This is a genomic window from Rhizobium sp. TH2 (assembly GCF_024707525.1).
Classification (GTDB): Bacteria; Pseudomonadota; Alphaproteobacteria; order Rhizobiales; family Rhizobiaceae; genus Rhizobium_E.
The window spans coordinates 357,153-383,392 of record NZ_CP062231.1; the positions used below are offsets into that span (position 1 = coordinate 357,153).

The 26,240-nt window shown below is 63.3% G+C and carries 25 protein-coding genes; 21 read left to right on the plus strand and 4 right to left on the minus strand.

The window, feature by feature from the left end:
• Positions 1–44: 44 nt before the first annotated feature.
• Complete coding sequence (locus IHQ71_RS01890) at positions 45–1,457, minus strand: adenylate/guanylate cyclase domain-containing protein (protein WP_258160203.1); 1,413 nt, start codon at positions 1,455–1,457, stop codon at positions 45–47.
• 227 nt (positions 1,458–1,684) lie between these two features.
• Positions 1,685–2,635, minus strand: a complete 951-nt coding sequence (locus tag IHQ71_RS01895) for a LysR family transcriptional regulator (protein WP_258160204.1) — start codon at positions 2,633–2,635, stop codon at positions 1,685–1,687.
• Positions 2,636–2,727: 92 nt separating this feature from the next.
• Here IHQ71_RS01895 and IHQ71_RS01900 point away from each other — a divergent pair, with 92 nt between their 5' ends.
• From IHQ71_RS01900 to IHQ71_RS01935, 8 genes are read left to right on the plus strand one after another with little or no spacing between them, the layout of a single operon-like run.
• On the plus strand, positions 2,728–3,591 hold the full coding sequence (locus IHQ71_RS01900) for a dioxygenase (RefSeq protein ID WP_258160205.1): 864 nt from the start codon (positions 2,728–2,730) through the stop codon (positions 3,589–3,591).
• Positions 3,588–4,652 (plus strand): maleylacetate reductase, encoded by a 1,065-nt coding sequence (locus IHQ71_RS01905; protein ID WP_258160206.1) that lies wholly within the window; start codon positions 3,588–3,590, stop codon positions 4,650–4,652. The genes IHQ71_RS01900 and IHQ71_RS01905 overlap by 4 nt, the downstream gene beginning before the upstream one ends.
• Before the next feature lie 60 nt (positions 4,653–4,712).
• Positions 4,713–5,432, plus strand: coding sequence for an ABC transporter ATP-binding protein (locus IHQ71_RS01910; protein ID WP_258160207.1), 720 nt, complete (start codon positions 4,713–4,715; stop codon positions 5,430–5,432).
• Complete coding sequence (locus tag IHQ71_RS01915) at positions 5,432–6,151, plus strand: ABC transporter ATP-binding protein (protein ID WP_258160208.1); 720 nt, start codon at positions 5,432–5,434, stop codon at positions 6,149–6,151. Before IHQ71_RS01910 ends, IHQ71_RS01915 begins: the two co-directional genes overlap by 1 nt.
• The gene (locus IHQ71_RS01920) at positions 6,138–7,001 is read left to right on the plus strand and encodes a branched-chain amino acid ABC transporter permease (protein ID WP_258160209.1); all 864 of its coding nucleotides are present in this window, start codon (positions 6,138–6,140) and stop codon (positions 6,999–7,001) included. The genes IHQ71_RS01915 and IHQ71_RS01920 overlap by 14 nt, the downstream gene beginning before the upstream one ends.
• 7 nt (positions 7,002–7,008) lie before the next feature.
• On the plus strand, positions 7,009–8,109 hold the full coding sequence (locus IHQ71_RS01925; RefSeq protein ID WP_258160210.1) for a branched-chain amino acid ABC transporter permease: 1,101 nt from the start codon (positions 7,009–7,011) through the stop codon (positions 8,107–8,109).
• Entirely contained in the window at positions 8,102–9,856 is a 1,755-nt protein-coding gene (locus tag IHQ71_RS01930; protein WP_258160211.1) for an FAD-dependent monooxygenase, read from the plus strand. The genes IHQ71_RS01925 and IHQ71_RS01930 overlap by 8 nt, the downstream gene beginning before the upstream one ends.
• 7 nt (positions 9,857–9,863) lie before the next feature.
• The gene (locus IHQ71_RS01935; RefSeq protein WP_258160212.1) at positions 9,864–10,751 is read left to right on the plus strand and encodes an intradiol ring-cleavage dioxygenase; all 888 of its coding nucleotides are present in this window, start codon (positions 9,864–9,866) and stop codon (positions 10,749–10,751) included.
• A gap of 3 nt (positions 10,752–10,754) precedes the next feature.
• Here IHQ71_RS01935 and IHQ71_RS01940 read toward each other — a convergent pair whose 3' ends face one another.
• Positions 10,755–11,744: a LysR family transcriptional regulator gene (locus tag IHQ71_RS01940; RefSeq protein ID WP_258160213.1), complete on the minus strand. Its 990-nt coding sequence runs from the start codon at positions 11,742–11,744 to the stop codon at positions 10,755–10,757.
• Between the two features lie 135 nt (positions 11,745–11,879).
• Here IHQ71_RS01940 and IHQ71_RS01945 point away from each other — a divergent pair, with 135 nt between their 5' ends.
• The 3 genes from IHQ71_RS01945 to IHQ71_RS01955 are packed head-to-tail and all read left to right on the plus strand — an operon-like array spanning position 11,880 to position 14,817.
• Positions 11,880–12,836, plus strand: coding sequence for a VOC family protein (locus tag IHQ71_RS01945; RefSeq protein ID WP_258160214.1), 957 nt, complete (start codon positions 11,880–11,882; stop codon positions 12,834–12,836).
• Between the two features lie 8 nt (positions 12,837–12,844).
• Positions 12,845–13,507, plus strand: coding sequence for an alpha/beta hydrolase (locus IHQ71_RS01950; protein ID WP_258160215.1), 663 nt, complete (start codon positions 12,845–12,847; stop codon positions 13,505–13,507).
• A 35-nt stretch (positions 13,508–13,542) separates the two neighbouring features.
• Entirely contained in the window at positions 13,543–14,817 is a 1,275-nt protein-coding gene (locus IHQ71_RS01955) for an ABC transporter substrate-binding protein (protein WP_258160216.1), read from the plus strand.
• A 90-nt stretch (positions 14,818–14,907) separates the two neighbouring features.
• On the opposite strand, the gene IHQ71_RS01960 is transcribed toward IHQ71_RS01955, so the two are convergent.
• Positions 14,908–16,518 (minus strand): XylR N-terminal domain-containing protein, encoded by a 1,611-nt coding sequence (locus IHQ71_RS01960; RefSeq protein ID WP_258160217.1) that lies wholly within the window; start codon positions 16,516–16,518, stop codon positions 14,908–14,910.
• A 348-nt stretch (positions 16,519–16,866) separates the two neighbouring features.
• Between IHQ71_RS01960 and IHQ71_RS01965 the strand changes: the two genes are divergently transcribed.
• From IHQ71_RS01965 to IHQ71_RS02010, 10 genes are all read left to right on the plus strand, one after another.
• The gene (locus IHQ71_RS01965) at positions 16,867–17,685 is read left to right on the plus strand and encodes an SDR family NAD(P)-dependent oxidoreductase (RefSeq protein WP_258160218.1); all 819 of its coding nucleotides are present in this window, start codon (positions 16,867–16,869) and stop codon (positions 17,683–17,685) included.
• A 79-nt stretch (positions 17,686–17,764) separates the two neighbouring features.
• A complete protein-coding gene (locus tag IHQ71_RS01970) occupies positions 17,765–19,066 on the plus strand; it encodes an ABC transporter substrate-binding protein (protein ID WP_258160219.1) in 1,302 nt (433 codons plus the stop codon).
• Positions 19,067–19,179: 113 nt separating this feature from the next.
• On the plus strand, positions 19,180–19,908 hold the full coding sequence (locus IHQ71_RS01975) for an ABC transporter ATP-binding protein (protein WP_258160220.1): 729 nt from the start codon (positions 19,180–19,182) through the stop codon (positions 19,906–19,908).
• On the plus strand, positions 19,905–20,633 hold the full coding sequence (locus tag IHQ71_RS01980; protein ID WP_258160221.1) for an ABC transporter ATP-binding protein: 729 nt from the start codon (positions 19,905–19,907) through the stop codon (positions 20,631–20,633). The genes IHQ71_RS01975 and IHQ71_RS01980 overlap by 4 nt, the downstream gene beginning before the upstream one ends.
• Positions 20,620–21,477 carry a branched-chain amino acid ABC transporter permease gene (locus IHQ71_RS01985; protein WP_258160222.1) on the plus strand — a complete coding sequence of 286 codons (858 nt, stop codon included), beginning with the start codon at positions 20,620–20,622 and terminating at the stop codon, positions 21,475–21,477. The genes IHQ71_RS01980 and IHQ71_RS01985 overlap by 14 nt, the downstream gene beginning before the upstream one ends.
• 4 nt (positions 21,478–21,481) lie before the next feature.
• Positions 21,482–22,519 carry a branched-chain amino acid ABC transporter permease gene (locus IHQ71_RS01990; RefSeq protein ID WP_258160223.1) on the plus strand — a complete coding sequence of 346 codons (1,038 nt, stop codon included), beginning with the start codon at positions 21,482–21,484 and terminating at the stop codon, positions 22,517–22,519.
• On the plus strand, positions 22,516–23,520 hold the full coding sequence (locus IHQ71_RS01995) for a zinc-binding dehydrogenase (protein ID WP_258160224.1): 1,005 nt from the start codon (positions 22,516–22,518) through the stop codon (positions 23,518–23,520). Before IHQ71_RS01990 ends, IHQ71_RS01995 begins: the two co-directional genes overlap by 4 nt.
• A 32-nt stretch (positions 23,521–23,552) precedes the next feature.
• A complete protein-coding gene (locus IHQ71_RS02000; RefSeq protein WP_258160225.1) occupies positions 23,553–24,332 on the plus strand; it encodes an alpha/beta fold hydrolase in 780 nt (259 codons plus the stop codon).
• A gap of 83 nt (positions 24,333–24,415) precedes the next feature.
• A complete protein-coding gene (locus IHQ71_RS02005) occupies positions 24,416–25,642 on the plus strand; it encodes an acyl-CoA dehydrogenase family protein (protein ID WP_258160226.1) in 1,227 nt (408 codons plus the stop codon).
• Positions 25,639–26,232, plus strand: a complete 594-nt coding sequence (locus IHQ71_RS02010; RefSeq protein WP_258160227.1) for a flavin reductase family protein — start codon at positions 25,639–25,641, stop codon at positions 26,230–26,232. The genes IHQ71_RS02005 and IHQ71_RS02010 overlap by 4 nt, the downstream gene beginning before the upstream one ends.
• Positions 26,233–26,240: the final 8 nt, after the last annotated feature.

Genomic DNA, 26,240 nt, shown 5'->3' on the forward strand with positions numbered 1-26,240 from the left:
CGCGGAACGCCAGTGTCTCGCTTCGCGCATGTGCCGGATCCGGATCAATCCATGTTGATCTTCGTTCCCGTCGCCCCGTTTAGGAGTCGCTTCAAATGGAAGCTTGCGAGCCCATCGTCGGACCGTCTGCCGACCAGTACCGCGAAGGCGCCGAGAGCACCGGGGTCGCCCGCCTCCAATTTGGCAAACGCAGCCGCGTAGTCTTCCCCGGAAGCTTCGTCTTGTTGGCCGGGGCGCAGCGGCTCGAATGCGCGCAGTCGTTCGGTCCTGCCCCTCAGCATGAGGTCGCCGACCGGCCGGCCGTGGAAATCCGCAACCTGCTTCGTCACGTTTTCGCTCACGCAGATGCGCGTGCCGAGTTGCTTGTTGGCTGTTTCCAGCCGTGCAGCAATATTGATCGTGTCGCCATAGGCGGTGTAATCGAAGAAGCGACCGCCGCCGAAATTCCCCACGATCGCCGGCCCGGCATTCACCCCGATACGTGTTGTGCCGATCGCGATGCCCTTTGCCAGCCATGTGTCGCGAAAGACCTGCGCGAATGCATCGAGATCGAGCGCACATTCGATGGCGCGCTGGGCATGGTCGGGTTGCTCGCCCGGCGCGCCGAAGAGAACGTGCAGTGCATCACCGACGATCTTGGCGACAGTGCCTTCGTGGGCGAACACGATGGACGTCATTCCCGCGAGATATTCGTTGAGCATTTCACCGAGAATATCCGGCTCGAGCGTCTCGACCAGTGTCGTGAAGCCGGCAATATCGGTGAAGATCGTCGCCACCTCTCGGCGCTGCCCGACAAGATCGAGCGCGCCTGCATCTCCGGCCAGTCTTTCGGCCAATCCCGGCGAAAAATAGCGCGACAGCACCTCGCGATTGCGCGCTTCGAGTTCGACAATCAGCCGGGCATTCTCGATCGCGATCACGGCCTGGTCGGCGAAGGTGTGAACGAGTGCAATCTGGCGATCGGTGAAAAGCCGTGCCTCCGGCCGCGACATCGCGATGACGCCGACCACCTTGCCGTCGCGTTTCAAAGGCACAGCCAGGCCGCCGCGATAATCACCGAGCTGATGGCCGGTCAGTGAGCGAAAACGCGGATCGTTCGGTATGTCCTCGACATTCACGACTTCACCGGTAAAGGCGGCAATCGCGGAGGTCGTCACCGCGTCGGCGGCAGGCGTGAGTGCCAGGATGCGGGCGTAGCTGACCCATTCCTCGGGATAATTGACATGCGCGGCAAGATACAATTGCCCGTCCCGGCTCAGCCAGACGACGCCGCGCGTGGCCTCGCAAAGATCGATCGCCGAGCGGATGAGCGTGGTCAGGACCGTGTCAAGATCGAAAGCCGACTGGCTGATCAGCTTCAACACATCCGATGTCACCGCCTGCGCCTCATGCGCCGCCATCAACTCCTTGGTGAGACGGTCGATAATGGCTTCAAGCTGGCGAACTAAGTCCTGCATATGCTGCGTGATCCCTCGGTCGCTGTGCGACACGCCAATGGAGCGGCGAATATAGGCAGAAAGAAAATTGCAAGCTAGATGTGAGCAGCTATTGGGAGCCATTCTGTTGGCTCAAACGGAGTTGGATGGTCGACCGGTGGGCCACGCGTCGCAGCGAGGCTCTATGGCCAAGCCGGCCGGTCGATCAGGCGGCCCGTTTCGGCCATATTCGCGGCGCGCCCTCCGCACTACATCCCCCATACCACCGCCTGTTCATGCCGCTTGATCAGCGATTTCAGATCCTCGAATGACGTGCCGATGTAGCGCGCGAACTGGTCGATGGCCGGCACACGCGGTGCATCGGCGCGTTTCAGCAGCCCCAGCGCGCGATCGGGATGCGGGATGGTCACCGGCAGGGCAGTGATCGATTTTTCGTTGCGCAGCGCGAAGACCACGCTGTGCGGCATGATCGTCAACGCCTGCGATGTCTTGAGGTAGTTCACCACGCTCATCAGCGATCCGCCGGAATAGCGGATCTTGATCTCGGTCGCCCCGAAGGACAGCAGCATGCCGCGCAGGTCGGCCATCAGCGGACTGCCCGGCGGCGGCGCGATCCAGGGATAATCGAGTAGATGCGCGGGCTGCGGCCGCCTCTTGAGCAGCAGCGGATGCGTGACGCTGCAGGCGATCACGTTGCGGCCGGGTAGGATCTGCTGGAAGGTCATGCCGGAACCTTCATCAAGGATATCGATCGGGCAGATGGCAAGGTCGATCTGGTCGGCCTGCAGGGCGGCGCGAAGATCGGGGAAATAGCCATAGGTGAGATCCACCCGCACGTCGGGATGACGGGTCTGGAACTCGGCGATCATCGGCGCGATCAGCGCATCCATGAAGAACGGCGTACCACCGACTCTGACGACGCCGCTCTTGCCGACGCGAAAACTCTCGATGGTTTCCGATGCCTTGCGGCTGGCCGCCAGCATGGCCTTGCCATGTTCGGCCAGTGCCCGCCCGAGTGCCGTGGGCTGCAATGGCCGCTTGCCCCTGACGAACAGCGGCTCGCCGACACGCTTCTCCAACATCGACAGGGTGCGCGACACCGCCGGCTGGGCCAACCCCAGCAGGGCCGCGCCTTCGGTGACGCCACCGGACTGGACCACGGCGGCGAGCTGGACAAGATGTCGTTCGTCGAACTTCATAACAAATCGTTATATAGATTAGCAATCAAATCATCAACGGCGTGGTTTGTCTTTGCTACTCTCACCATAAGCCATCATCCGGGAGGGAGAGCATGCGGCAGGCAAAGCCAGCGCCGAGTTTCAGCGAGAGCAATTCCGCTGACATTTTCGCTGAGCGCCTTGCCGGCGTCGAGCAGAAGCCGCTGCCGCAAATTCTCGCCGCCGCCGTCCAGCATCTCCACGCCCTGATCCGTGATTTCCGCCCGACGCCGGAGGAATGGAAGCGCGTGATCGCCTTCCTCACCGAAGTCGGCCATGCCAGCGACGAGCGTCGCCAGGAATGGGTTCTGCTGTCGGACCTGCTGGGCGCTTCGGCACTGGTTGAGGAAATCAATTCCCGCCGCCCCAGGGGCGCGACGCCCAATACGGTGCGTGGCCCCTTCTATCGCGCCGATGCCCCGCACTATCCGCTCGGCGCTTCGATTTCGCTCGACGGCGTTGGCGAGCGCTTGCTCGTTTCGGGCAGAGCGCGGGATCTCGACGGCCAGCCGATCGCGGGCGCGGTCATTGAGACGTGGCAGGCCAATGCGCAGGGTTTTTATGAGAACCAGCAGCCGGATATGCAGCCGGAGTTCAATCTGCGCGGCATCTTCAAGACCGGCCAGGATGGCGCATTCCATTACAGCACGGTGCGGCCCTCCGGCTACGGCGTGCCCGATGATGGGCCTGTCGGCATGCTGTTCAAGCAGGCGGGCTATTCGTTGCGCCGGCCGGCGCATCTGCATTTCATGGTCAGCGCGCCGGGCTTCGAACCCATTACCACCCACATCTTCGACGCCAGCGACCCGCATCTCGCAGGCGACGCAATTTTCGGCGTGAAGCAGGAACTGGTCGTCGATTTCGAAGAGGCTGGCGATGGCTGGAAGGCTGACGTGACCTTCGTGATGGCGCGGTCGAGAAATGGAGTACGCACATGAGCCGACTGTTCACATATCAGGGCAGCGCGGCCCATATCGTGTTCGGCGAAGGTCGTAGCCAGACGGCAGGCGAGTGGGTCGAGAAGCTCGGCTGCAGCCATGCGCTCGTGCTCTCGACACCGCACCAGAAGGCAGATGCCGAAGCGCTGTCAGCAAGGCTCGGCCCGCTTTCATCAGGCGTCTTCGCCGGCGCGGTGATGCACACGCCGGTGGAGGTGACCGAAACCGCGATGCAAGTCGTTCGCGATAGCGGCGCCGATTGCGTCGTCTCGCTCGGCGGCGGTTCGACCACCGGCCTGGGCAAGGCGATCGCCTATCGCACCGACCTGCCGCAGATCGTCATTCCCACCACCTATGCCGGCTCGGAAGTGACTTCGATCCTCGGCCAGACCGAGGGCGGCCGCAAGACCACGATCAAAGATCGCAGAATACTGCCGGAAGTGGTGATCTATGACGCCGGCTTGACCACCGGCTTGCCCGTCACACTCTCGGTTACGTCAGGGCTCAACGCCATGGCGCATGCGCTCGAGGCTCTCTACGCGCAGGACCGCAACCCGATCTCCAGCCTGATGGCATCAGAGGGCCTGCGTGCCTTCAAGTCCGCGCTGCCAGCTATCGTGGCGACGCCAGGCGACCTCTCTGTCCGGGCAGATGCCCTCTATGGCGCCTGGCTCTGCGGCACGGTGCTCGGCACGGTCGGCATGGCGCTGCATCACAAGATCTGTCACACGCTGGGCGGCACGTTCGATACGCCGCATGCCGAAACGCATGCGATCATGCTGCCGCATACCGCAGGCTTCAATGCCGTCGCCGTGCCTGAATTGCTGACGCCGGTCGCCGAGATTTTCGGCGGATCGGTGGGCGGTGGTCTCTGGGATTTTGCTAGCTCGATCGGTGCGCCCATGGCGCTCCGGGAACTCGGCCTGACCGAAACCGATCTCGATCGCGCAAGCCAGATCGCCGTCGAAAATCCCTATTGGAATCCGCGGCCGATCGACCGCCGGTCGATCCGCGAACTTTTGCAGCAGGCGTGGGAAGGCAATCGCCCGAACGAGGCCTGACGAGGACCAGATAGAACCAACGAGGGCCGCGAGGAGGCGGCCTTTATACGGGAGAGAGGAATGCCGATTCTTGAACTGGATGGAGTGTCGAAAAAGTTCGGGGCGTTGACCGTCGCCGAAGCGATTTCGTTCGCGGTCCAGCCGGGCGAGGCGCTCGGCATCATCGGCCCGAACGGCGCCGGCAAATCGACGCTGTTCAACCTCATCACTGGCAATATTCCCGCCGATGCGGGCACGATCCGCTTCGAAGGCCACGACGTGACGCGCACGCCGCCGATGCAGCGCTGCTTCGCCGGCATGGGCCGTACGTTCCAGATCCCGCAGCCGTTCGAGCAATTGACCGTGTTCGAGAATCTCGTCGTCGCGGGCAGTTTTGGCGCCCGCAAGACGGAGGGCGAGGTGACCGATCGCTGTGCCGAGATCCTGATCGACACCGGGTTGATTGACAAGGCGAATGCCACCGCCGGCAGTCTCTCCTTGTTGCAAAGAAAGCGGCTCGAACTCGCCCGGGCCATGGCAACCGAACCCAAATTGCTTCTGCTTGATGAGATCGCCGGTGGCCTGACCGAAGGCGAGTGCCAGGCGCTGGTCGCCACGATCCGGGGCGTCCACGCCAAGGGTGTCGCGGTGATCTGGATCGAGCATGTGCTGCATGCGCTCAATTCCGTGGTCGAACGGCTGCTGGTCCTGCATTTCGGCAAAGTGATCGGCATCGGCAAGCCCGACGAGATCATGGCATCGCGGGATGTGCGGGAAATCTATCTGGGGATCGAAATCTGATGGCCCTGATCGAAACCCGCGCGCTCAAGGCATTCTATGGCGACTTCCAGGCGCTGTTCGGCGTCGATATCGTGCTCGAACAAGGCGAGACCATCGCCATCATCGGCGCCAATGGCGCCGGCAAGACGACGCTGATGCGCTCGATCGCGGGCGTCCTCAAGAACGATCCAGGCTCCATTCTCTACCGCGACCAGGCGATCGGGGCGCTGGCCGCACCTGATGTCATGGGCCGGGGCATCGCCATGGTGCCGGAGGGTCGCCGGCTGTTCCCGTCGCTGAGCGTTGAGGAAAACCTGCTGGTCGGCAATTACGGCCGCAAGGTCGCGGGGCCGTGGAACCTGGAGGCCATCTATGGCCTGTTCCCGATCCTCAAGGAACGCCGTCACAAACCATCGACCGCGCTCTCGGGCGGCCAGCAGCAGATGGTGGCGATCGGCCGGGCGCTGATGTCAAATCCTGAAGTGCTGCTCTGCGACGAGATCAGCCTCGGCCTCGCACCTGTCGTCGTGCGCGATATCTACGCGGCCTTCCCAAGTATCCGCGAGACGGGTGCGGCGATCGTCATCGTCGAACAGGATATCGCCCAGGCGCTCAAGGTCGCCGATCGGGTCTATTGCATGATGGAGGGACGCATCACGCTCACCGGCAAATCGGGCGACCTGCATCGCGACGCCATCCACAAGGCATATTTCGGAGCGGATGGCCATGAATCTGCTTGATACGCTTCTCCAGGGCGTGCTGCTCGGCGGTCTTTATGCGCTGTTCGCGGCGGGCCTGAGCCTCGTCTTCGGCATCATGCGGCTGGTCAATCTCGCCCATGGCGACCTGATCGTGCTGGCAGCCTTCGTGATCCTCGTTCTCGTGTCGGCGCTCGGCCTCAATCCGTTTCTCGCAGCACTGGTCGCAGCACCGCTGATGTTCGCCGCCGGCTGGCTGCTGCAGTTCCATCTGCTCAATCGCACGCTCGGCAAGGATATGATGCCACCGCTGCTGGTCACCTTCGGCCTGTCGATCGTGATCCAGAACGCGTTGCTCGAAGGCTTCACCGCCGACAGCCGTCGCGTATCGGCCGGATGGCTGGAAACGGCCTCCATCCCGCTCGGCCCGGTCAATGCCGGCGTCATGCCGGTGCTCACGTTTGCCTCCGCGATCCTGATCATCGTCGCACTCAACCAATTGATCTACCGCACATCCGTCGGCCGCGCCTTCCGAGCCACCTCGGACGATCCGGTGACGGCCGGCCTGATGGGCATCCGCCCGCAAAGCATCTTCGCGCTGGCCACGGGCCTCGCCATGGTGGTGGTGACGATCGCAGCCCTTTATCTCGGCACCCGCGCCAATTTCGATCCGACATCCGGGCCGGCGCGGCTGATCTATGCCTTCGAAGCTGTGATCATCGGTGGGCTCGGTTCGCTCTGGGGCACGCTGGCCGGCGGCATCATCCTCGGTGTCGCTCAGACGCTGGGCGCTTCGATCAATCCGGAATGGCAGATCCTCGCCGGACATCTCGCCTTCCTCCTCGTCCTGCTGTTCAAGCCGCGCGGCCTGTTTCCGCGCGCGGTCGATTGAGGTGCCGATGACCACGCTCTCCCGACAGGTATTCAACGTCGAGACCCGCACCAAGGCGTCGTCGGTCTTTGCCGTCGTCGCCGGGCTGATCGTCCTGCTGGCGTTGGCCGCGCCATTCCTGGTCTCGCGCGGGGCGATCCAGGATCTCTTTTTCATCCTCACCATGCTGGTTCTGGCGCAATGCTGGAATCTTCTGGCTGGCTATGCCGGGCTGATTTCGGTCGGCCAGCAACTGTTCGTCGGCTGCGGCGCCTATGCGATGTTCGCGGTGGTGACGCTGGCCGGGCTCGATCCGTTGATCGCGATTCTCGCCGCTGGCGTGTTCGCCGGGCTGGTCGCGGTGCCGACGGCCTTCTTCACCTTCAGGCTCTATGGACCCTATTTCGCCATCGGCACTTGGGTGATTGCTGAAGTCGGCCGGCTGCTGTTCGCGCAATGGAAGGCGCTCGGCGGCGGCACCGGGACGTCCCTGCCGCGCGAGGCCGTCCGCGACATGGCCGGCATCGATTTTCTCAAAAGCACGCTCAGTATGAAGTCGGCGCAGGCGGGTGATGCGCTTACCTACTGGCTGGCGCTGATCCTGGCGGTTGCCTCGATCGGCTTCTTCTATCGCCTGCTGCGCTCCAAGCAGGGGCTCGGCCTCGCAGCCGTCCGCGACAACGAGCAAGCCGCGCGTGCCGTCGGCGTCGATGCGCGGCGAATGAAGGCGCTGGTCTATCTCGTCACGGCGGTCATCACCGGCATGGCCGGCGCTCTGATCTATGTGCAGAAGCAGCGTATCTCGCCCGATGCCGCCTTCTCGCTGCTCGACTGGACGGCCTATGTCATCTTCATCGTGGTGATCGGCGGCATCGGCACGATCGAGGGGCCGATCGTCGGGGTCATCGTCTTCTTCCTGCTGCAGAACCTGCTCGCCGATTACGGCTCCTGGTATCTGCTGATCCTGGGCACGATCGCCATCGCAACCATGCTGTTTGCGCCACGCGGGCTCTGGGGTCTGTTCTCGGCCCGCACCGGCATCCAGCTTTTTCCCGTGCGCCGCATCCTCAAGGTTGGCACGCCGGACATTTCGAATTCACAAGACATAAAGGGAGGCCCGCATGGCTGACATCACCACGGACGTACTCATCATCGGCACCGGTCCGGCGGGATCGGCAACCGCAGCGCTGCTCTCGACCTATGGCGTCGAGAACATGGTGATCAACCGCTACCGGTGGCTGGCCAGTACACCGCGCGCCCACATCACAAACCAGCGCACGATGGAGGTGCTGCGCGATCTCGGCCGCAACGTCGAAGACGAGGCCTATATGTTCGCGGCCGAGCAGGACCTGATGGGGGAGAACGTCTTCTGCACCTCGCTGACCGGCGAGGAGATCGGCCGGATGAAGAGCTGGGGCAAGCATCCGCTGTCGCGCGCCGAGCACCAGCTTTCCTCACCGAGCCGCATGAACGACCTGCCGCAGACCTTCATGGAGCCGCTGCTGTTCAAGACCGCCTGTTCGCGCGGCACACAGGCCCGCATGTCGACGGAATATGTCAGCCACGTCCAGGATGCCGATGGTGTGACAACCACTTGCCGCGACCGGCTGACCGGCAAGGACATCACCATCCGCTCGAAATTCCTCGTCGGCGCCGATGGCGGCAATTCCAAGGTCGCCGAGCATGCCGGCCTGACTTATGAGGGCAAGATGGGCGTCGGCGGCTCGATGAACATCCTGTTCGAGGCCGATCTTTCCCGCCACGTCGCCCACCGTCCGTCGGTGCTCTACTGGGTGCTGCAGCCGGGCGCCGATGTCGGTGGCATCGGGATGGGCCTCGTGCGCATGGTTCGCCCGTGGAACGAATGGCTGATCGTCTGGGGTTACGACATCAACCAGCCCGCGCCGGAGGTCAACGAGGATTTCGCCATCAGCGTGGTGCGCGACCTCGTCGGCGACCAGCAACTCACGCCGAAGATCAAGTCGGTCTCCACGTGGACGGTCAACAACATGTATGCGACCAAGACCGCCAATGGCCGCGTCTTCTGCATGGGCGACGCCATCCACCGGCATCCTCCATCGAACGGGCTGGGCTCCAACACCTCGATCCAGGATGCATTCAATCTGGCCTGGAAGCTGGCAGCGGTGCTCAAGAGCCAAGCGGGACCGGCGCTGCTAGACAGCTACGATGCCGAGCGAGCGCCGATCGCCAAGCAGATCGTTACCCGCGCCAACCAGTCGATCGAGGAATTCGGCCCGATCTTCAAGGCGCTCGGCCTGCTCGATTCCGTCGATCCGGTGAAGATGCAGCAGAACATGGATGCCCGCTGCGACGACACCGATGCCGCCGAACTGCAGCGCGCCGCCATCCGCGAGGCGATCGCCTACAAGGCCTACGAGTTCGATGCCCATGGCGTCGAGATGAACCAGCGCTACAAGTCGGGCGCTGTCGTCACCGACGGCCAGCCGGAACCGGCCTTCGAGAAGGACGCCGAGCTGCATTATCAGCCCACCACCTGGCCCGGCGCACGGCTGCCGCATGCCTGGCTGTTCGGCCATGGCAGCGAGAAAGTCTCGACGCTCGATCTCACCGGCCATGGCGCCTTCACCATCCTGACCGGTATCGGCGGTGATGGCTGGGTGCAGGCCGCGAAGGTGCTCGGCAAGGAGTTCGGCATGACCATCACAGTCCACAAGATCGGCCCGCGCCAGCAATGGCAGGATCTCGTCGGCGATTGGGCCAATATCAGGGAGATCCGTGATTCCGGCGCTCTTCTGGTCAGGCCGGATCACCATGTCGCCTGGCGGGCGGAAGGCATGGTCGCCGACCCCGAAACCGAACTCCGCCGCGTCCTCAATGCAATCCTGAAAAAGTGAGATGACCATGGAAGCGCACGAAAGAGGCTTTTTCACCGAAGAAGATTCCGTCGCGGTCGTCACCGGCCGCAACCAGAATGCAAAAGATGAGCGGCTCAGGCAGGTGATGGAGGTCATCACCCGCAAGCTGCACGAGGCGGTCAAGGAGATCGAGCCGACGCAGGACGAGTGGATGCAGGCGATCCTGTTCCTGACCCGCACCGGCCAGATCTGCAACGAATGGCGCCAGGAATACATCCTGCTCTCGGATGTGCTCGGCGTCTCGATGCTGGTCGATGCGATCAACAACCGCAAGCCGTCAGGGGCCTCGGAGAGCACGGTTCTCGGACCTTTCCACGTTGCCGACGCACCGGAACTGCCGATGGGCGCCAATATCTGCCTCGATGCCAAGGGCGAGGACATGTTCATCGAGGGCCGCATCCTCGATACCGAGGGCAGGCCGATCGCTGACGCAGTGATCGATGTCTGGCAGGCCAATGACGAAGGCTTCTACGATGTCCAGCAGAAGGGGATCCAACCGGATTTCAACCTGCGCGGCATTTTCCGCACCGGCCCGGACGGCCGCTACTGGTTCCGCGCGGTCAAGCCGAAATACTATCCGATCCCGGATGATGGCCCGGTGGGTCAACTGCTCGGCCAGCTCGGCCGCCATCCGTATCGCCCGGCGCACCTGCACTACATCATCAAGGCCGATCGCTATGACACGCTCGTCACCCATATCTTCGACCCCGATGATCCCTACATCAATTCAGACGCCGTGTTCGGTGTGAAGGAAAGCCTGCTCGCCAAGTTCAACAAGACGCACGATCCCGCGCGGGCACAGGATTATGGGTTCTCGGGCGATTTCTGGGATGTGGATTACGACTTCGTCCTCGCCCGGAAAGGCGAGGCGTAAGGCTCACGCCATCGGCCGGCGGTCGCGCTCGGCCATGAAAGGTCCGTGCGCCCATGGAATGGAGCTGTCGTGTTTTTCGATCATCCGACGCAGTTCGGAGAATTCCCGCCTGAGGTGGCCGATGAACTTGCGGCTCGCCGGATTGGTATAGGGCTTGCGCTTGGTCATGACGCCGAGCGCGCGCTCGGGCTGCGGAATGTCGAGTGGAATGACGGTGATCTTGTTTTCGCCGCGGAAGGAAAAAGCGACCGAAAATGGCATCAGGGCCAGCGCATCGGTTCCGGTCAGGTAGTTGATGACGCTGAGCAGCGAGCCGCCCGCATAGCGGATCGCCACTTCCGATATGCCAAGGGTGATCAGGATGTTGTGCAGGTCCAATACCAGCGGCGAGCCCGGCAGCGGCGCCACCCAGGGATAATGGACGATGTCCTCGATGGCGATGGTCCGCTTGTGGACGAGGGGATGGCCGACGCTGCAGGCCAGCACGTTGCGGGCAGAGAGAATGGGTTCGAACGCATAATCCGCCCGGAGATCCGATGCGCCGGTAGGTGTGACCGCGAGATCGATCTGCCCGGATTCCAGCCCTGCCATCAGGTCGGGGTAATTGCCATAGGACTGGTCGATCATGATCCCCGGCTCGCTCCGCTGGAACGAGGCGACCATCGGCGAGATCACGGCATCCATGAAGAACGGCACGCCGCCGAGCCGGACCCGCCCCGACGAGCCCGACTTGAAGCTGCGGATGATCTCGTCGGCCTTTCGCGACGACGACAGGATGGCCTTGCCTTGCTGGCCAAGTTGTTCGCCGAGCGGCGTCGGCTGCATCGGCCTGCGTCCCGCGATGAAAAGCTCCTCGCCGATCCGCTTTTCGAGCGTGGAAATGGTGCGCGACACGGCCGATTGGGTCATGCCCAGCAGGGCCGCACCCTCGGTCACGCCGCCGGTTTCGATCACGGCGGCGAGTTGGACGAGATGTCGTTCATCGATCTTCATAGCAAATTGCTATAATGGTTATGAGTATTCGCAACAAGTGGGCATTCGTCAGGTGTATAGTCAATCAACTCCGGGATGACACGCGGGAGGCGTGCCGGAGATTGGGATTGGATCCTTGAGGAGGAGAACGACGCGATGGCTTTCATCAGCGGGTATCACCATTTGACGCTCAGCACCGATGGCGTGCAGGAAGATTACGATTTCTACACGAAGATATTGGGTCTCTATTCGGTAAAGCGGACCGTGCTGTTCGACGGCACCATTCCCGTCTACCATCTGTATTACGGCTCGCGCGACGGCGATGCCTCCACCATCATCACCACCTTTCCCTTCCGCAAGCCGGCCGTCTTCGGCCGGCGCGGCACCAACCAGTCGAAAATCATCCAGCAGGCAATTCCCGTGGGTTCGGCCGACTACTGGGTCGATCGCCTGAACGCCAAGGGCATCGAGGCGGCGAAGTTCAGCCGCTTCGGCCTGACCCGCGTCGGCTTCAAGCATCCCTGCGGCATTCCGCACGAACTGGTGGAAAGCCCGGCCGACACGCGGCCCTCGATCGTCAACGAGGCGCAGGGCGTCGCCGCTGAACACGGTATCAAGGGCATCTACGGCGCCGCGATCGCCGTCTTCGACCGCACGTCTATGGACGATTTCCTGACCGTCGGCCTGTCGATGAAGAAGGAAGCCGACAGCGACGAAGGCCTGATGTTCTCGGTGCCGAACAATGCTGGTCCGAGCAGCATGGTCGAGATTCTGCACGAGCCGAACGATCGCCAGGGCACCTGGACGCTTGCGGGCGGCACGATCCACCATCTCGCGCTCAACACGCTCAACGAAGAGAACCAGCTGACGCTCAAGGCCCATCTCGAAGGCCTCGGCTTCACCGACGTTTCGGACCAGAAGGACCGCAACTATTTCAAGTCGTGCTATGTCCGCTCGCCGGGCGGCGCATTGTTCGAAATCGCCTGGTCCGTCGAGGGCGGCTGGGCACTCGACGAGCCCCCGGGCAAGATCGGCACGACGCTGGTGTTTCCGCCCTGGTTCGAGGATCGCCGCGAAGAACTGACCGCCGGGCTCGAACCCGCCAACTTTTGAGCAGCGCCATGGAGATGCATGATGCTCCACTGCGCCTGGGCGTGCCGCCCACCGAGGCGAAAGTTCTTTGCGTATTCGTCCACGGGCGCACCCAGGCGCCCGAGGACATGCGCGAGCAGGTCGTCGAGCGACTGAAGACATCAGGCGTTTCGTTCGTGCTGCCCCGCGCAGCCGGCAACAGCTGGTACGACGCCCGCGCCACCGATCCGCTGACGGATGAATCGCGCCGCCAGCTCAACGCCTCGCTGGTCTATGTCCGCGACATCGTCACCGATTTCGCCAGGAATGCCGGACGCTCCCTGCCGATGCTCGTCGGCGGCTTCAGCCAGGGCGCCTGCCTGACGCTGGAATACGCGATGAAATACGGACCCTGGGATGGGGGGATGGTGAACCTCACCGGCTGTCGCGTCGGCACGCGGAGCTGCGACCGGCCTTTCGCCGATCTCGATCGCATGCCGGTCTATCTCACCGGTTCCGACAAGGATCCGTGGATACCGGTCGAGGCATTTGCGGGTGCAGCCGAAGCGCTCGGCAAGGCGCGCGCCGAATTGCGCTGCGACATCTTTCCGGACCGGGGGCACGAGGCATCCGACACGGAACTGGCGCAACTCGATGAAATACTGTCGGGGCTCGCCTCCGGCAGGAAACCGTTCCGGCCGGCCGCCGGATAGTCACGCATTCGCATGCGTCACGGTGGGAGAAAAACATGATAAAGCGGAGAACACTTCTGAAAGGCACCGCCGCCATGGCGGTGGGAACCTCGTTCGGGGCCTTTCCGGCGCCGGCGATATCGCAGAATGCCAAGATCAAGCTGGGCTATGTGAGCCCGCAGACCGGCCCGCTTGCGGCATTTGCCGAAAGCGACAAGTTCAATATCGATGCCTTCCTGGCGACCGATATCGGCAAGAATTTCGACATCATCGTCAAGGACAGCCAGTCCAATTCCAACCGCGCCGCCGAGGTCGCCAAGGAACTGATCGTTTCCGACAAGATCAACCTGATGCTGGTGGCATCGACGCCTGAGAACACCAATCCGGTAGCCACCACCTGCGAGGCGGAGGAAATCCCCTGCATCTCGACAAAGGCACCGTGGCAGCCCTGGTTCATCGGCCAGCAGGGCAATCCCGGCGATCCGGCATCCTGGAAGCCGTTCAACTTCGCCTACCATTATTTCTGGGGTCTCGAGGACATCATCGCCGTCTTCACCAACATGTGGGCGCAGCTCGAAACCAACAAGAAGGTCGGCGGCCTGTTCCCCAACGATGGTGACGGCAATGCCTGGGGCGATCCCCAGAACGGCCTGAAGCCGGGGCTGGCAGCCGCCGGCTTCGAACTCAACGATCCCGGCCGCTACCAGAATCTGAGCGACGATTTCACCGCCCAGATCAACGCCTTCAAGGCAGCCGGCAGCGACATCATCACCGGCGTGGTGATCCCGCCGGACTTCACCACCTTCTGGAACCAGGCCAAGCAGCAGGGCATGAAGCCGAAGGCGGTCACCGTCGCGAAGGCGATCCTGTTTCCGCAATCGGTCGAGGCGCTCGGCGAAAACGGTCACAACCTGTCGTCCGAGGTGTGGTGGTCGGCCAGCCATCCGTTCAAATCGTCGGTGACCGGCCAATCATCGGCCGATCTTGCCGCCGAGTTCACTGCGAAGACCGGCAGGCCATGGACCCAGCCGATCGGCTTCATCCATTCGCTCTTCGAAATGGCTTCGAACGTGATGGGCAGGGTCGAGGACGTGACCGACGCCGAAGGGGTCGCCGCTGCCATCGCTGCCTCCAAGGTCGATACGGTCGTTGGCCATATCGAGTGGAACGGTGCCGGCCTGCCGCCTTTCGCGGCCAAGAACGTGGCCAAGACACCGCTGGTCGGGGGTCAATGGCGGCGCCAGCCGGATGGCAAATTCGAACTGGTCATCGTCGACAACAAGACCGCGACATTCATACCGGCGGGCGGCACCATGGAACCGTTGGCCTGACAGGACGGCGTTCAGAATCGAGGCCAGCGGGATTTCAGGATTCCGCTGACCTCGTCATTTTCTCAAACCACCCATCGCAAGATCACCATCTCAAGCGGTCTTTTCATGCTTCCCATTCACGCGATAAGCCAATTGGGCGCGTGTCAGCCCGAGCAACCGCGCCGCCGCCGACAGATTTCCACCCGCCCGTTCGAGGGCCACACGATAGATCGACTGCTCAAAGTCGGGCAGCGAGAAGGTCTGCGATTCCATAAGGTTGTCGAGCAGCGGCGACAATGCAGCGCTCTCTTGGCCGCCGATAGCCGGCGGGTCGGCGAGCCGCGAAAGCTGCGCCGCGATCTCCTTCCCGGTGATGCGGTTCTTGCCCGCATGGCCCGCAAGTACAGTGGTCAACACGCCACGCATCTGGTGCAGGTTGCCCGGCCACGCAAACTCCTCGATCCATTTCGTCGCGGAATTGTCCAAGGCAGGTGACTCCACACCCATCCGCCCGGCAATCATCGGCAGCAATTCAATCGCGATCTCGGCGCGCTGGCCGGCACGTTCGGCGAAAGTCGGCACGCGTATTGTCAGTGCCGAAAGGGCCGAGCGGAGCTCAGTCGACAAGCCAGGAGAACCAGTCCGGCTCTCGTCCCACAGGGCGATGATGCGGGGCCCGCCGCCAAGAATTCCATCCTCGATCGAACGCACGAGTTGCGGCTGGATTTCGGCTGGGATGTTCTCCACACCATCGATCAGGATCGTCTCTCCACCGGCTTTTCGTTTGGCCGACTTGCCGGGGCGGGCGATTTCCATGCAGAGTTCAAGATCGACCTGCGCGCCGAAGATCCGCCGCATCTCCGTCGCGTGCACCGCGGATGCATTGTGGAGATAGCCTGCCGCCCGGCTCCGGCCCGTGCCTGAGGCGCCAGAGACGAGAACCGGGAGCGCCATCGGCGCCAGCAAGTCGAGCTGGGTCCGGACCGGAGCGAGCAGCACCCGGTCAAGTCCCCCAAGCGATTGTTCGCCTGAGGCTACGCCGGCCTTGCGGATAGGACCGGATGACGCCGGCTCCGGCGTGGCTATGATCCGCTCGCGAAACAGCGCGACTTCGGGATCCGATGCGCCCCATCCATCGGCATGCTTGCCGAGGACGCGGCAATTGCTGTGACCCTGTCCCGCGCATTCGACCTCCTTGTAGACGATCAGCGTGTCGAAGAATTCGCTGGCATAGCCCGAGGCGTAACCAAGCTGTGTCCAGCACACGGGATCGGGGGAGGGCCTGTTGCTGCTGCGGAACTCCGCGGCCTCGGCGCTGTCGTGCCAGAGGAACTCAGCCGTAAGTTTCTGCTTACGGAAATCATAAGTGTTGAACACCGTTTCCACCCGCACCACGCCGCTGAATGTGTGCAGCCTGGTGCCGGCGGTAAAGGCGTCTCGGGCGTCGAGATTGGGCCAGCTGGCGCGGACGAAACGCGCGTCGGATTGCCCCGACAGGAAGCCCAGCCGCATCAGGAAAATGCGCGTCTCATGTGTACCGAGCATGCGTGTGAGTTCTCGCCGGAGCAGGCTGCTGACGGCCGTTCGCTGCATGACGATGCGATCGCCGTTGAGGCTGATCATCCCATTGCTGGGATTGAAAACGATGCTGGACAGCAATTCCCGGACCGTCGGACTGCCGCCGCGATCCAGCACTTTCGACGTCTCGATCGGAGCCCTCAAGACATGCCCTCCCCAGGTCACGGAAGCTTGGATTCGCAGCTTGCGATTTTTCATCAAATGGTCAAGCGGATTTGATGATTTCATCAATCACGTCGGTGGTATTCAACCTTCGCAGTGCAACAAAAATTGAAAATAAATCTTCTAATATCAATTGCTTATGATTTATGTCGTATGAAGAGAAATTGATATCGTTCAATCATTTGACAGAGCTACCCTTTGGCAGTCCTTATCATTCCAAGGAAATCAAAACCGCTGCCCGGGAGGGGCGGACGAGCGTCGGGAGAGGACAAGTCGATTGGGTGCGAGGTCGCCCGATCGGGTCTGTCGGGCTGCGGCATGGGAGCTGGAATGACGACTTTACAGGATATGTTCGACGTTCGTGGCAAATCGGTTATCGTGACGGGCGGGGCCAGCGGGATCGGCCGCGCCTATGCCGAGGTCATGGCCGACAACGGCGCAAATGTATGCATTTTCGATCTGGATGCGGATCGTCTCTCCAGCGTTGTGGCAGACATGAAGGACGCCGGCGCCGATGTCTGGGGGCAGGTGATCGATGTCAGCGACCGCGCCGCGATGGCTGCGGCATTCGACGCCGTGGCGAGCAGAAATGGCCGCATCGACGTGGTCTTCGCCAATGCCGGTATCGATGCCGGTCCCGGCTTTCTATCGACCGAGGGCGGCCGCATTCCCGAAGGCGCAATCGACGTGCTGGACGATCATCACTGGGACAGGGTGATCGAGGTCAACCTCACTTCCGTCTACACCACCGTCAAGCACGCCGCGCGGCATATGAAGAAGACCGGCGGCGGCAGGATCATCGTCACGTCGTCGATCGCGGCGCAGATCAACGAGGCGATCGTCGGCACGCCCTATATGCCGGCCAAGGCAGGCGTCGACCATTTCGTCCGCCAGATGGCGATGGAGCTCGGTGCTCACGGCATCCTGATCAACTGCATTTCGCCCGGTCCCTTCATGACCAATATCGCCGGCGGCCGGCTGAAGATCGCCGCCGACCGCAAGGCGTTCGAGGCGCAATCGTTGATCGGCCGGATCGGCGATACCGAGGATATCAAGGGTCTGGCGCTCTACCTGGCGTCTCCGTGCTCGTCTTACGTGACCGGAAGCCAGATCGTCATCGATGGCGGCGCAATGCACCGCATCAAGTGAATAACGCGGACTGCCGGTTGCGTGGAGGACGCAGGTGGCGATCGCGAAGATCAACAGAGAAAACCAACGGGAGGAGACCATGGTGGAACTGATAAGCAAAATAGCGAGGCCGTCGCGTCGAACGGTCCTCAAGGGAATTGGCGCAGGCCTCGCGGCATCGGCGCTTGGAGCGCCGATGATTGCGCGCGCGCAATCCAAAGGCACGATCAAGCTCGGCTTCGTCACGCCGGCGACCGGCCCGCTCGCGCTGTTCGGCGAGACCGACGGCTGGGCGGCGGACAAGATCAAGGCCCTTCTGAAGGACGGCCTCGAAACAACATCAGGCAAATATGACGTCGAAATCCTGATCCGCGACAGCCAGTCGGATCCCAACCGCGCTGCGGAAGTGGCCGGCGACCTGATCCTGAACGATGGCGTGCATCTTCTTCTGCCGGCATCGACCACCGATACGGTCAGCCCCTCGGCGGACCAGGCGGAACTCAATGAATGCCCCTGCCTGTCGACTGGCGCGCCTTGGCAGGCGATCATCATGCCACGCGGCGGCGCCGACAAGCCGTTCAACTGGACTTACCACTTCTTCTGGGGTCTCGACGAGGCACTCAACACCTTTGTCGGCCTGTGGAACACGCTCGACACCAACCGCAAGGTCGGCATGCTGTTTCCGCAGAACGCCGATGGCGAGACCTGGGGCAACAACGATTATGGCCTGCCCGTGCCGACCAAAAAGGCCGGCTTCGAGATCACCATGCCGGGCTATTTCCAGCCGCGCACCAACGACTATTCGGCGCAGATCGCGGCCTTCAAGCAGGCGGGCTGCGAGATCGTGGGCGGCATCACCTATCCCGACGACCTCAAGACCTTCGTCAACCAGTGCGCCCAGCAGGGCTACAAGCCCAAGGCCGTCACGGTGGCGGCAGCGCTGCTCTTCCCGGGCGGCGTGCAGGCGCTTGGGCCGCTCGGCGACGGCATGTCGTCCGAGGTGTGGTGGACACCTGCCTTCCCCTTCAAGTCGACGCTGACCGGCCAGGTGAGCCGCGACATCGCCGACCAGTGGGAGAGCGAGACCAAGAAGCAGTGGACGCAGCCGCTCGGCTACAGCCACGCCATCTGGGAAGTGGCGCTCGACATTCTCAAGCGCTCGTCCAACCCGCTCGACCGCACCGCCAACCGTGATGCCATGGTGGCGACCAAGCTCGACACGCTGATCGGCAAGGTCGACTTCTCCAGCGGGCCGCACAAGAACGTCTCCACGACGCCGATCTTCGGTGGCCAGTGGCGGAAGGGTGAGAAGTGGCCCTACGACCTGAAGATCGTCGACAACACCGTCAACAAGCTGTTCGAGCCTGAGCAGAAGATGGTGACGATCCCTTGGGCCGTCTGACCAGCATCGGTACGCAATAACCAGGCCCGCCGCCTTCACCGGGCGGCAGGCCAAGCAAGGCGGCGATGCATTGCCGCATGACTTGCATGCGAGAATTTTCGGGATGGAGGCGCATGATAGACGGCGTATTGCTTGAGGCGCGGGGACTGGGCAAGTCCTTCGGGGCGTTGCGTGTCCTGCACGATATCACCTTCGATGTTCGGGGCGGCGAAGTGCTGGGCATTCTCGGTCCGAACGGGGCCGGGAAAACCACGCTCTTCAACCTGGTGAGCGGTGATATCCGTGTCGACAGCGGCGAACTGGTCTTTGCCGGCGACAGGCTTGTGGGACAACCGCCCTACAGGCGCTGTCAGATGGGCATCGGCCGGACCTACCAGATCCCGCGTCCCTATGTCGGCATGTCCACGTTCGAGAACCTGCTCGTCGCGGCGTCCTTCGGCGGCGGCCGATCGGAAGCGGCCAGCTATGCCAGATGCGCCGAGATCCTCCGCCATTGCGAACTCGCCGACAAGGCCAACCGCCCGGCAGGTTCGTTGACGCTTCTCGACCGCAAGCGGCTTGAACTGGCGCGCGCGCTCGCCTCGGGGCCGAAGCTTCTGCTGCTCGACGAGATCGCCGGCGGCCTGACCGACGACGAAGGCAAGGCGCTCGTGGCACTCATCCGCCGCATACGCGACAGCGGCGTCACCATCGTCTGGATCGAGCACGTCCTGCACGCGCTGCTCGCCGTCGCCGACCGCATCCTGGTGCTGAACTTCGGCGAAAAGATCGCCGAGGGCGCGCCGGACGAGGTCATCAACAACCCCGAAGTCAGGCGCGTCTATATGGGGATCGAGACATGAGTGCGGCCCTGCTATCCACTCACGGGCTGGTCGCCCGCTACGGCGATTTTCAGGCGCTTTACGGCGTCGATTTCGAAATCGGCGCGGGCGAGGTCGTGGCATTGATCGGCGCCAACGGCGCCGGCAAGTCGACGCTCTTGAAATCAATCATGGGGCTGCTGCGCGTGGCGCCCGACATGGTGCGCCTCGATGGCCGCCAGGTCGGCGGCAGCCAGCCGCATCGCATGGTCGCCGATGGCGTGGCGATCGTGCCCGAGGGACGGCGCCTGTTTTCGGGCATGTCGGTCGCCGACAATCTGCGCGTGGCGATGGACCACGCCGCCCCGCTGCATGGCGAGGGCTGGACGCTCGACCGTGTCTACAAGCTCTTTCCGATCCTGCATGAGAAGCAGGCTGTTCCCGTGCAATCGCTGTCGGGTGGCCAGCAGCAGATGGTCGCCATCGGCCGGGCATTGCTCAACCAGCCACGCGTGCTTCTGTGCGACGAGATCAGCCTCGGCTTGGCACCCAAGGTCGTGCGCGAAATCTACCAGTCCATTCCCTCGATCGCCAACAGCGGCACCGCCGTCGTCGTGGTCGAACAGGATGTCGGCCTCGCCCGCTCGGCCTCCGACCGGCTCTACTGCATGCTCGAAGGTCGCGTCACTCTCACCGGTTGGTCCGCGGATATCTCTCGCGAGGCCATCGGCGAAGCCTATTTCGGAGCGTCTCATGCATTGGGTTGACGGGCTCGTTCAAGGTATCCTGCTGGGCGGCCTCTATGCCCAGTACGCGCTCGGTATGGCGCTGATGTTCGGCGTCATGCGCATCGTCAATATCACCCATGGCGACCTGATGATTCTGCTCGCGCTGATCGGCATCAGCCTCGCCTCGGCCTTCTCGCTGGGACCCTGGTCGGTGCTTGTCATACTCGTGGCGCTGGGTGCCGTCTTCGGCCTGCTGCTGCAACGCCTGATCCTCAACCGGGTGGTCGGCGAAGATCCCCTGCCGTCGCTGATCGCCACCTTCGGCCTGTCGGTGGCGCTCCAGAACGCGATGCAGCAGATCTGGTCGGCGGATACCCGCTCGCTTCCGAGCGCTGGTCTCGCGCAGGCATCGGTGCAGCTCGGGCCGATCTTCGTAGGCGTGCTGCCGGTCATCGTGCTCTGCACGGCGACCGTCCTGACCGCCGGACTCCACGCCGGCCTGCGCTATACGAAGTTCGGCCGGGCGCTGCGCGCAGCCTCCGCCGATGTCGAAGCCGCTGCGATGACCGGCGTCAATCCGAAGCGGATTTATGCCGGCGCCACGGCGCTGGCCGTGGCGATCCTGGGTTTTGCGGCGGTCTTCCAGTCGCTGCGGTCAACGGTTGCCCCCGCCGACGGCGCCTACCAGCTGATCTACGCTTTTGAGGCCGTGATCATTGGCGGCATGGGCTCGATCTGGGGCGCCTTCATCGGCGCCATGGTGCTTGGCATCAGCCAGTCGATCGGCTTCCGCATCGATCCGGGCTTCGGCATCCTCGCCGGCCATCTCGTCTTCCTGATCATTCTCGCCCTGCGGCCGCAGGGCATACTTGGAAAGGGTTGAGCCCATGGCAGCCATATTTGCGCCCGCTCATGCCGAGGCCGCTCAACCTGCTTCCGTCCGCGTGCAGCGCCAGACCGCATCCGGTGTCGCGGCGCTGATCATCGGCATCGGTGTTTTGCTCACCATTGCTTCCATGTCGCTCTGGGCGAGCCAGGGCCTGATCCGCGACGTCGTGGAGCTCTGCTGCTATATCGCCGTGGCGCAGATGTGGAACCTTCTCGCCGGCTACGGCGGCATGGTCTCGGTCGGCCAGCAGGCCTTTGTCGGCGTGGCCGCCTACATGCTGTTCGTCATGGCACAGCTCTGGGGCATCAATCCGTTCGTCTCGGTGCTGTTGGCCATGATCGCGCCGGCGATCCTCGCGATCCCCACCTATGGCCTGCTGCATCGGCTCGATGGACCCTATTTCGCCATCGGAACCTGGGTGATCGCCGAAGTCATGCGGCTCGCCACCTCCGTCTTCGGCTATGTCAATGCCGGCGCCGGCATGAGCCTGCGCGTGATGACCAGCTATAGCGCCGATCAACGCGCACTCGGCGTCTCGCTGCTCTGCGCATTGATGCTGCTTCTCACTGTCGGTGGCAGCTATGCGCTTCTGCGCTCGCGCTATGGACTGGCGCTGATCGCCATGCGCGACAATCCGATCGCCGCGGCCAGCCAGGGCGTCAATGTCGGCTGCGTGCGCTTCCTGCTCTGGGTGGCCGCGGCCATGGGCACCGGGCTTGCCGGCGCCATCTATTTCATGGCCCAGCTTCGCATCACGCCGCCATCCGCTTATGACCCCAATTGGGCCAATATCGCGATCTTCATCGTCATGGTCGGCGGGCTGGGATCGCTCGAAGGGGTGCTGATCGGCGCGCTCATCTATTTCTTCGCCGACAGGTGGTTCGGCGAATATGGCGCGACCTATCTCGTCGTGTTGGGCTTGCTCACCCTGTTCATGGCGCTGTTCGCCCGCGGCGGCATCTGGGGGCTGATCTGCAAGGTGGTGGATGCACCCTGGTTCCCCACGCGGCGCGTACTCCTGGAGGACAAGCCATGAGAGCAGCCCTATTCGACGGCGTCGGCCAGCCCCTGCGGATCGATGAAATCGCCGTGCCAGAGCCGGCCCATGACGAGGTCCTGCTCAAGATCGCCGCCTGCGGCATCTGCGGTTCCGACCTGCACATGACCGAGGACCCGGTGACGTTCGGCCTCAAGCCCTATGATGTGCTCGGCCATGAATTCGCCGGCGAAGTGGTCCGCTGCGGCACCGCTGTCGCGGATCTGAAGCCGGGCGACCGGGTGGCGGTCGCGCCGATGCGCGGCTGCGGCCACTGCGACAGTTGCCAGCAGGGCGAACCCGCCTGGTGTGCCGAAATGCGGCTGATCGGCGGCGGTTACGCCGAATTTACGACCGTCGCGGCGCGTCAGTGCCGCGTGCTTCCCGAGGATTTGCCGACGGTCGAGGGTGCTCTGGCCGAGCCGCTTTCCGTGGCCCTGCACGTGGTCATGCGATCCGGCCTGAAGCCGGGCGACCGGGTGCTCATCCTCGGTGCCGGACCGATCGGCCTGCTGGTTGCCTTCTGGGCCCGCCGCCAAGGTGCGCGCGCGGTGATCGTCGCCGACCTCGGCCGGCATCAGGAGGCGCGGGCCGCCGCACTCGGCGCGACCGGCTTCGCGCTGTCGGGACCGGGTCTCGCCGATGAGTTCCAGGACAAGGCGGGCGGTGCGCCGGATATCGTCTTCGAATGCGTCGGCAAGCGCGGCCTCATTGATTTCGCCTGTCGCCTGGTCCGCACCCACGGCACCGTTGTCGGCGTCGGCCTTTGTGTCGGCGGCGACGAGTGGAACCCGTTCGCGGCGCTGTCGAAGGAAATCAACGTGGTCTTCGCCGTGTTCTTCAACATGGCCGAATTCGAAACCGCGCTCGAGGCGCTCGGACCCGGCCGCTTCCGGCCGCAGGAACTCATCACCGAGCGGATCGGCTTTAACGCTGTTGCCGGCACCTTCGAGGCGCTTCGCCACAGGACGACACAATGCAAGGTGCTGATCACCGCCTAACCAGGCGGATCGGCCAATTCCGGGAGGAACGGATGGATTTCGAAACACTGACACAGGACATCGACGGCGTATCCGTGGTCGTGAAAGCGATCGGATCGGGACCGGCTGTGCTGGCATTGCATGGTGCCGCCACGCTTGAAGGCCATGCGTGGGCGAGGGGCCTTGCCGACCGCTTCCGTGTCTACCTGCCATTTCATCCGGGCTTCGGCGAGAGCGACGACGCGCCGCATATCACCGGCATGCAGGACATGGTCGTGCACAATCTGCGTCTCGTCGAGGCGCTGGGCCTCGACCGGCCACATCTCGTCGGCCATTCCATGGGCGGATGGATGGCGGCGGAAATGGCCGCGGTGGCTGGCGAGCGCTTCGCCCGGCTCGTGCTCAATGCGCCCGCAGGCCTCAATCATCCGGACCATCCCGCCGCCGATATGGCGGCGATCGGCCCCGAAGCATTGCCCGGTTACCTCGCTCACAATGTCGATATCGCCCTGCGCTACTTCCCCGGCGGCGTGGAATGCCCACCGCTCGACGAGTTTCTTGCCGCACGCGAGAAGGAGGGACGTGCGCTCGGCAACATTCTCAAGGTACACGGCATGGGCCATCCCAATCTCGGCCGCTGGCTGGGCCGCATTCCCAACGAAACGCTCGTCGTCTGGGGCGATCAGGATCGCATGATGCCGGCATCGCAGGCGCCGGTCTGGGCCGAGCGCATCCCGAATGCCCGGACGTTGATCGTCGCGAATGCCGGCCATTTTGCCATGCAGGAGGATCCGCGCGTGGTGACTGCTATCGGAGATTTTCTCACGGGCTGAGGCGCCGCGAGATCTTGAACACGTGGGCCGGCCGGCTTGATCCGGCCCGCCACACATCACTGATATTCCAAGGAGGAACACTCATGAATGCACCGTTGAAACATGGAAGCGGTTACTGGGGTACGAAGACGGATTTCGCATCGCTGATGGAGCAGGTGCGCAAGATCGGCCCCGTTCTCGAAGAGAACTCGCAGGACAATGAAAAGCTCGGACGGCTGAACGAGGCGACGTTCGAGGCCCTGAAGCCGCTCAGGATGTCGCACATCTTTGCCGGCGAGGATATCGGCGGCGCGCAGCTGTCGCCGACGCAAGGGTTGCAGCTCATCGAAGCCATCACCTATCACAGCGGTGCTGCCGGCTGGATATCGATGGTTCATGCCTGCATCGGCGCGATGTCGGCGGCCTTCCTGCCCGACACCGCCATCGCCCGGCTGTTCGGCGGTGACGCGGAAAATCGCTTCTCGGGCCAGGGCACGCCGACCGGCATGCTGAAGAAGGTCGATGGCGGCTATCTGCTCAATGGCAAATGGTCCTATGCGAGCGGCATCTATCACGCCACCTTCACTCACACCGCCGCGCTCCTCGACGACGGCAACGGTCAGCCGGCAAAGGACGAGAACGGCAATGTGATCGTGCTCTGCGCCCATGCGCCGGTCGGCGATCACGATCTGCTCGGGAACTGGAACTCGCTGGGCCTGCAGGCCACCGGCAGCATCGACTATGCCGCCAAGGACGTGCTCATCCCCAACGACATGGTGTTCCCGATCCTGACCGCGGAACCGCAGCGGATGAAGGAATTCTTCAGCCTCGGCGTGGTCGGGCTCGCGGCCATCGGCCATTCCGGATGGGCCATCGGCGCTTCGCGGCGCATCCTCGACGAGATGGCGAAATATGCTGTGACCAAGACTGGCCGCGCCGGCCTCCTCGGTGAGAGCGACAAGTTCTGGTTCGATTTCGGCCGGGCGGAAACCCGCGTGCGGGCGGCGCGCGCCTTCCTGTTCGAGGTCTGGCGTGATGTCGAAGCTTCGATCGAAGCCGGCAACCGCGTGTCGACCCGCCAGATCAGCCTTGTGCATCTCGCCAAATCCGAGGTGCATGAAGCCGGCGTCGATGCCTGCCAGTTCGTCTACCGGGCAGCCGGCGGCGCTTCGCTGCGCTATGGCGTGATGCAGCGCACCTACCGCGAAATGCTGACCGCGGCCAATCACTTCACGATCAACCCCAACATCGTTGGCGCCGCCGGCCGCGAACTCGCCGGGCTGTGGAGCGACCGGGTCTGGCAGTTCTACGATCTGATCGAGAAGCCATGAGCGGCCTGACAAACGCATCGGCGGACAGCACCGCCATGCAACCCGCGACACTGACGGAGGCCTTCTTTTCGGCCTTCCGTCATCATCCCTCCGGGGTGGCGATCATCACGGCGGATGCGGGTGGCGGACCCGTGGCGCTGACGGTCAGTTCGCTGATATCAGTCAGCGCGTCGCCGCCAACGGTCGCCTTCTCGCTTTCGGCCTCGTCTTCGACCGCAAGGGCGGTCGAAGACGCGAAAACCGTGGTCGTCCATTTCGTGCGCCGCGCCGACATGGAGCTCGCGAGATTGTGCGCGACCAGTGGCGTCGATCGCTTCGGGCCGCAGGTGCGCTGGGACAGGCTTAATTCGGGAGAACCTTATTATCCCCAGGTCGGCCTCTGGTTCCGGGCGGCACTGCGCGACCGGCTCGCCGTATCGGGCGCATGCCTCGTCACCGCCGAGCTGCTGTCAGCGTCACCTCATTCTCAGGAGGCGCGAGACGTTGACACGCTTGTCTATGCCAACCGCACTTGGCACGGACTGCGGGCTATGTCCGATGCGAACAAGGCGCCGCTACACCTATGGCCCGAGGATTCCGCGACGTTCTGAAATGCGTT

Coding starts and splice junctions, on each gene's coding strand:
- IHQ71_RS01915 (WP_258160208.1), top strand. CDS start 5,432: ATGGCCCTGATCGAAACCCGCGCGCTCAAGGCATTCTATGGCGACTTC.
- IHQ71_RS01950 (WP_258160215.1), top strand. CDS start 12,845: ATGGAGATGCATGATGCTCCACTGCGCCTGGGCGTGCCGCCCACCGAG.
- IHQ71_RS01975 (WP_258160220.1), top strand. CDS start 19,180: ATGATAGACGGCGTATTGCTTGAGGCGCGGGGACTGGGCAAGTCCTTC.
- IHQ71_RS01930 (WP_258160211.1), top strand. CDS start 8,102: ATGGCTGACATCACCACGGACGTACTCATCATCGGCACCGGTCCGGCG.
- IHQ71_RS01980 (WP_258160221.1), top strand. CDS start 19,905: ATGAGTGCGGCCCTGCTATCCACTCACGGGCTGGTCGCCCGCTACGGC.
- IHQ71_RS01910 (WP_258160207.1), top strand. CDS start 4,713: ATGCCGATTCTTGAACTGGATGGAGTGTCGAAAAAGTTCGGGGCGTTG.
- IHQ71_RS01935 (WP_258160212.1), top strand. CDS start 9,864: ATGGAAGCGCACGAAAGAGGCTTTTTCACCGAAGAAGATTCCGTCGCG.
- IHQ71_RS01965 (WP_258160218.1), top strand. CDS start 16,867: ATGACGACTTTACAGGATATGTTCGACGTTCGTGGCAAATCGGTTATC.
- IHQ71_RS01995 (WP_258160224.1), top strand. CDS start 22,516: ATGAGAGCAGCCCTATTCGACGGCGTCGGCCAGCCCCTGCGGATCGAT.
- IHQ71_RS01890 (WP_258160203.1), bottom strand. CDS start 1,457: ATGCAGGACTTAGTTCGCCAGCTTGAAGCCATTATCGACCGTCTCACC.
- IHQ71_RS02005 (WP_258160226.1), top strand. CDS start 24,416: ATGAATGCACCGTTGAAACATGGAAGCGGTTACTGGGGTACGAAGACG.
- IHQ71_RS01985 (WP_258160222.1), top strand. CDS start 20,620: ATGCATTGGGTTGACGGGCTCGTTCAAGGTATCCTGCTGGGCGGCCTC.
- IHQ71_RS01970 (WP_258160219.1), top strand. CDS start 17,765: ATGGTGGAACTGATAAGCAAAATAGCGAGGCCGTCGCGTCGAACGGTC.
- IHQ71_RS01940 (WP_258160213.1), bottom strand. CDS start 11,744: ATGAAGATCGATGAACGACATCTCGTCCAACTCGCCGCCGTGATCGAA.
- IHQ71_RS01905 (WP_258160206.1), top strand. CDS start 3,588: ATGAGCCGACTGTTCACATATCAGGGCAGCGCGGCCCATATCGTGTTC.
- IHQ71_RS01895 (WP_258160204.1), bottom strand. CDS start 2,635: ATGAAGTTCGACGAACGACATCTTGTCCAGCTCGCCGCCGTGGTCCAG.
- IHQ71_RS01900 (WP_258160205.1), top strand. CDS start 2,728: ATGCGGCAGGCAAAGCCAGCGCCGAGTTTCAGCGAGAGCAATTCCGCT.
- IHQ71_RS01955 (WP_258160216.1), top strand. CDS start 13,543: ATGATAAAGCGGAGAACACTTCTGAAAGGCACCGCCGCCATGGCGGTG.
- IHQ71_RS02010 (WP_258160227.1), top strand. CDS start 25,639: ATGAGCGGCCTGACAAACGCATCGGCGGACAGCACCGCCATGCAACCC.
- IHQ71_RS01945 (WP_258160214.1), top strand. CDS start 11,880: ATGGCTTTCATCAGCGGGTATCACCATTTGACGCTCAGCACCGATGGC.
- IHQ71_RS01990 (WP_258160223.1), top strand. CDS start 21,482: ATGGCAGCCATATTTGCGCCCGCTCATGCCGAGGCCGCTCAACCTGCT.
- IHQ71_RS02000 (WP_258160225.1), top strand. CDS start 23,553: ATGGATTTCGAAACACTGACACAGGACATCGACGGCGTATCCGTGGTC.
- IHQ71_RS01925 (WP_258160210.1), top strand. CDS start 7,009: ATGACCACGCTCTCCCGACAGGTATTCAACGTCGAGACCCGCACCAAG.
- IHQ71_RS01920 (WP_258160209.1), top strand. CDS start 6,138: ATGAATCTGCTTGATACGCTTCTCCAGGGCGTGCTGCTCGGCGGTCTT.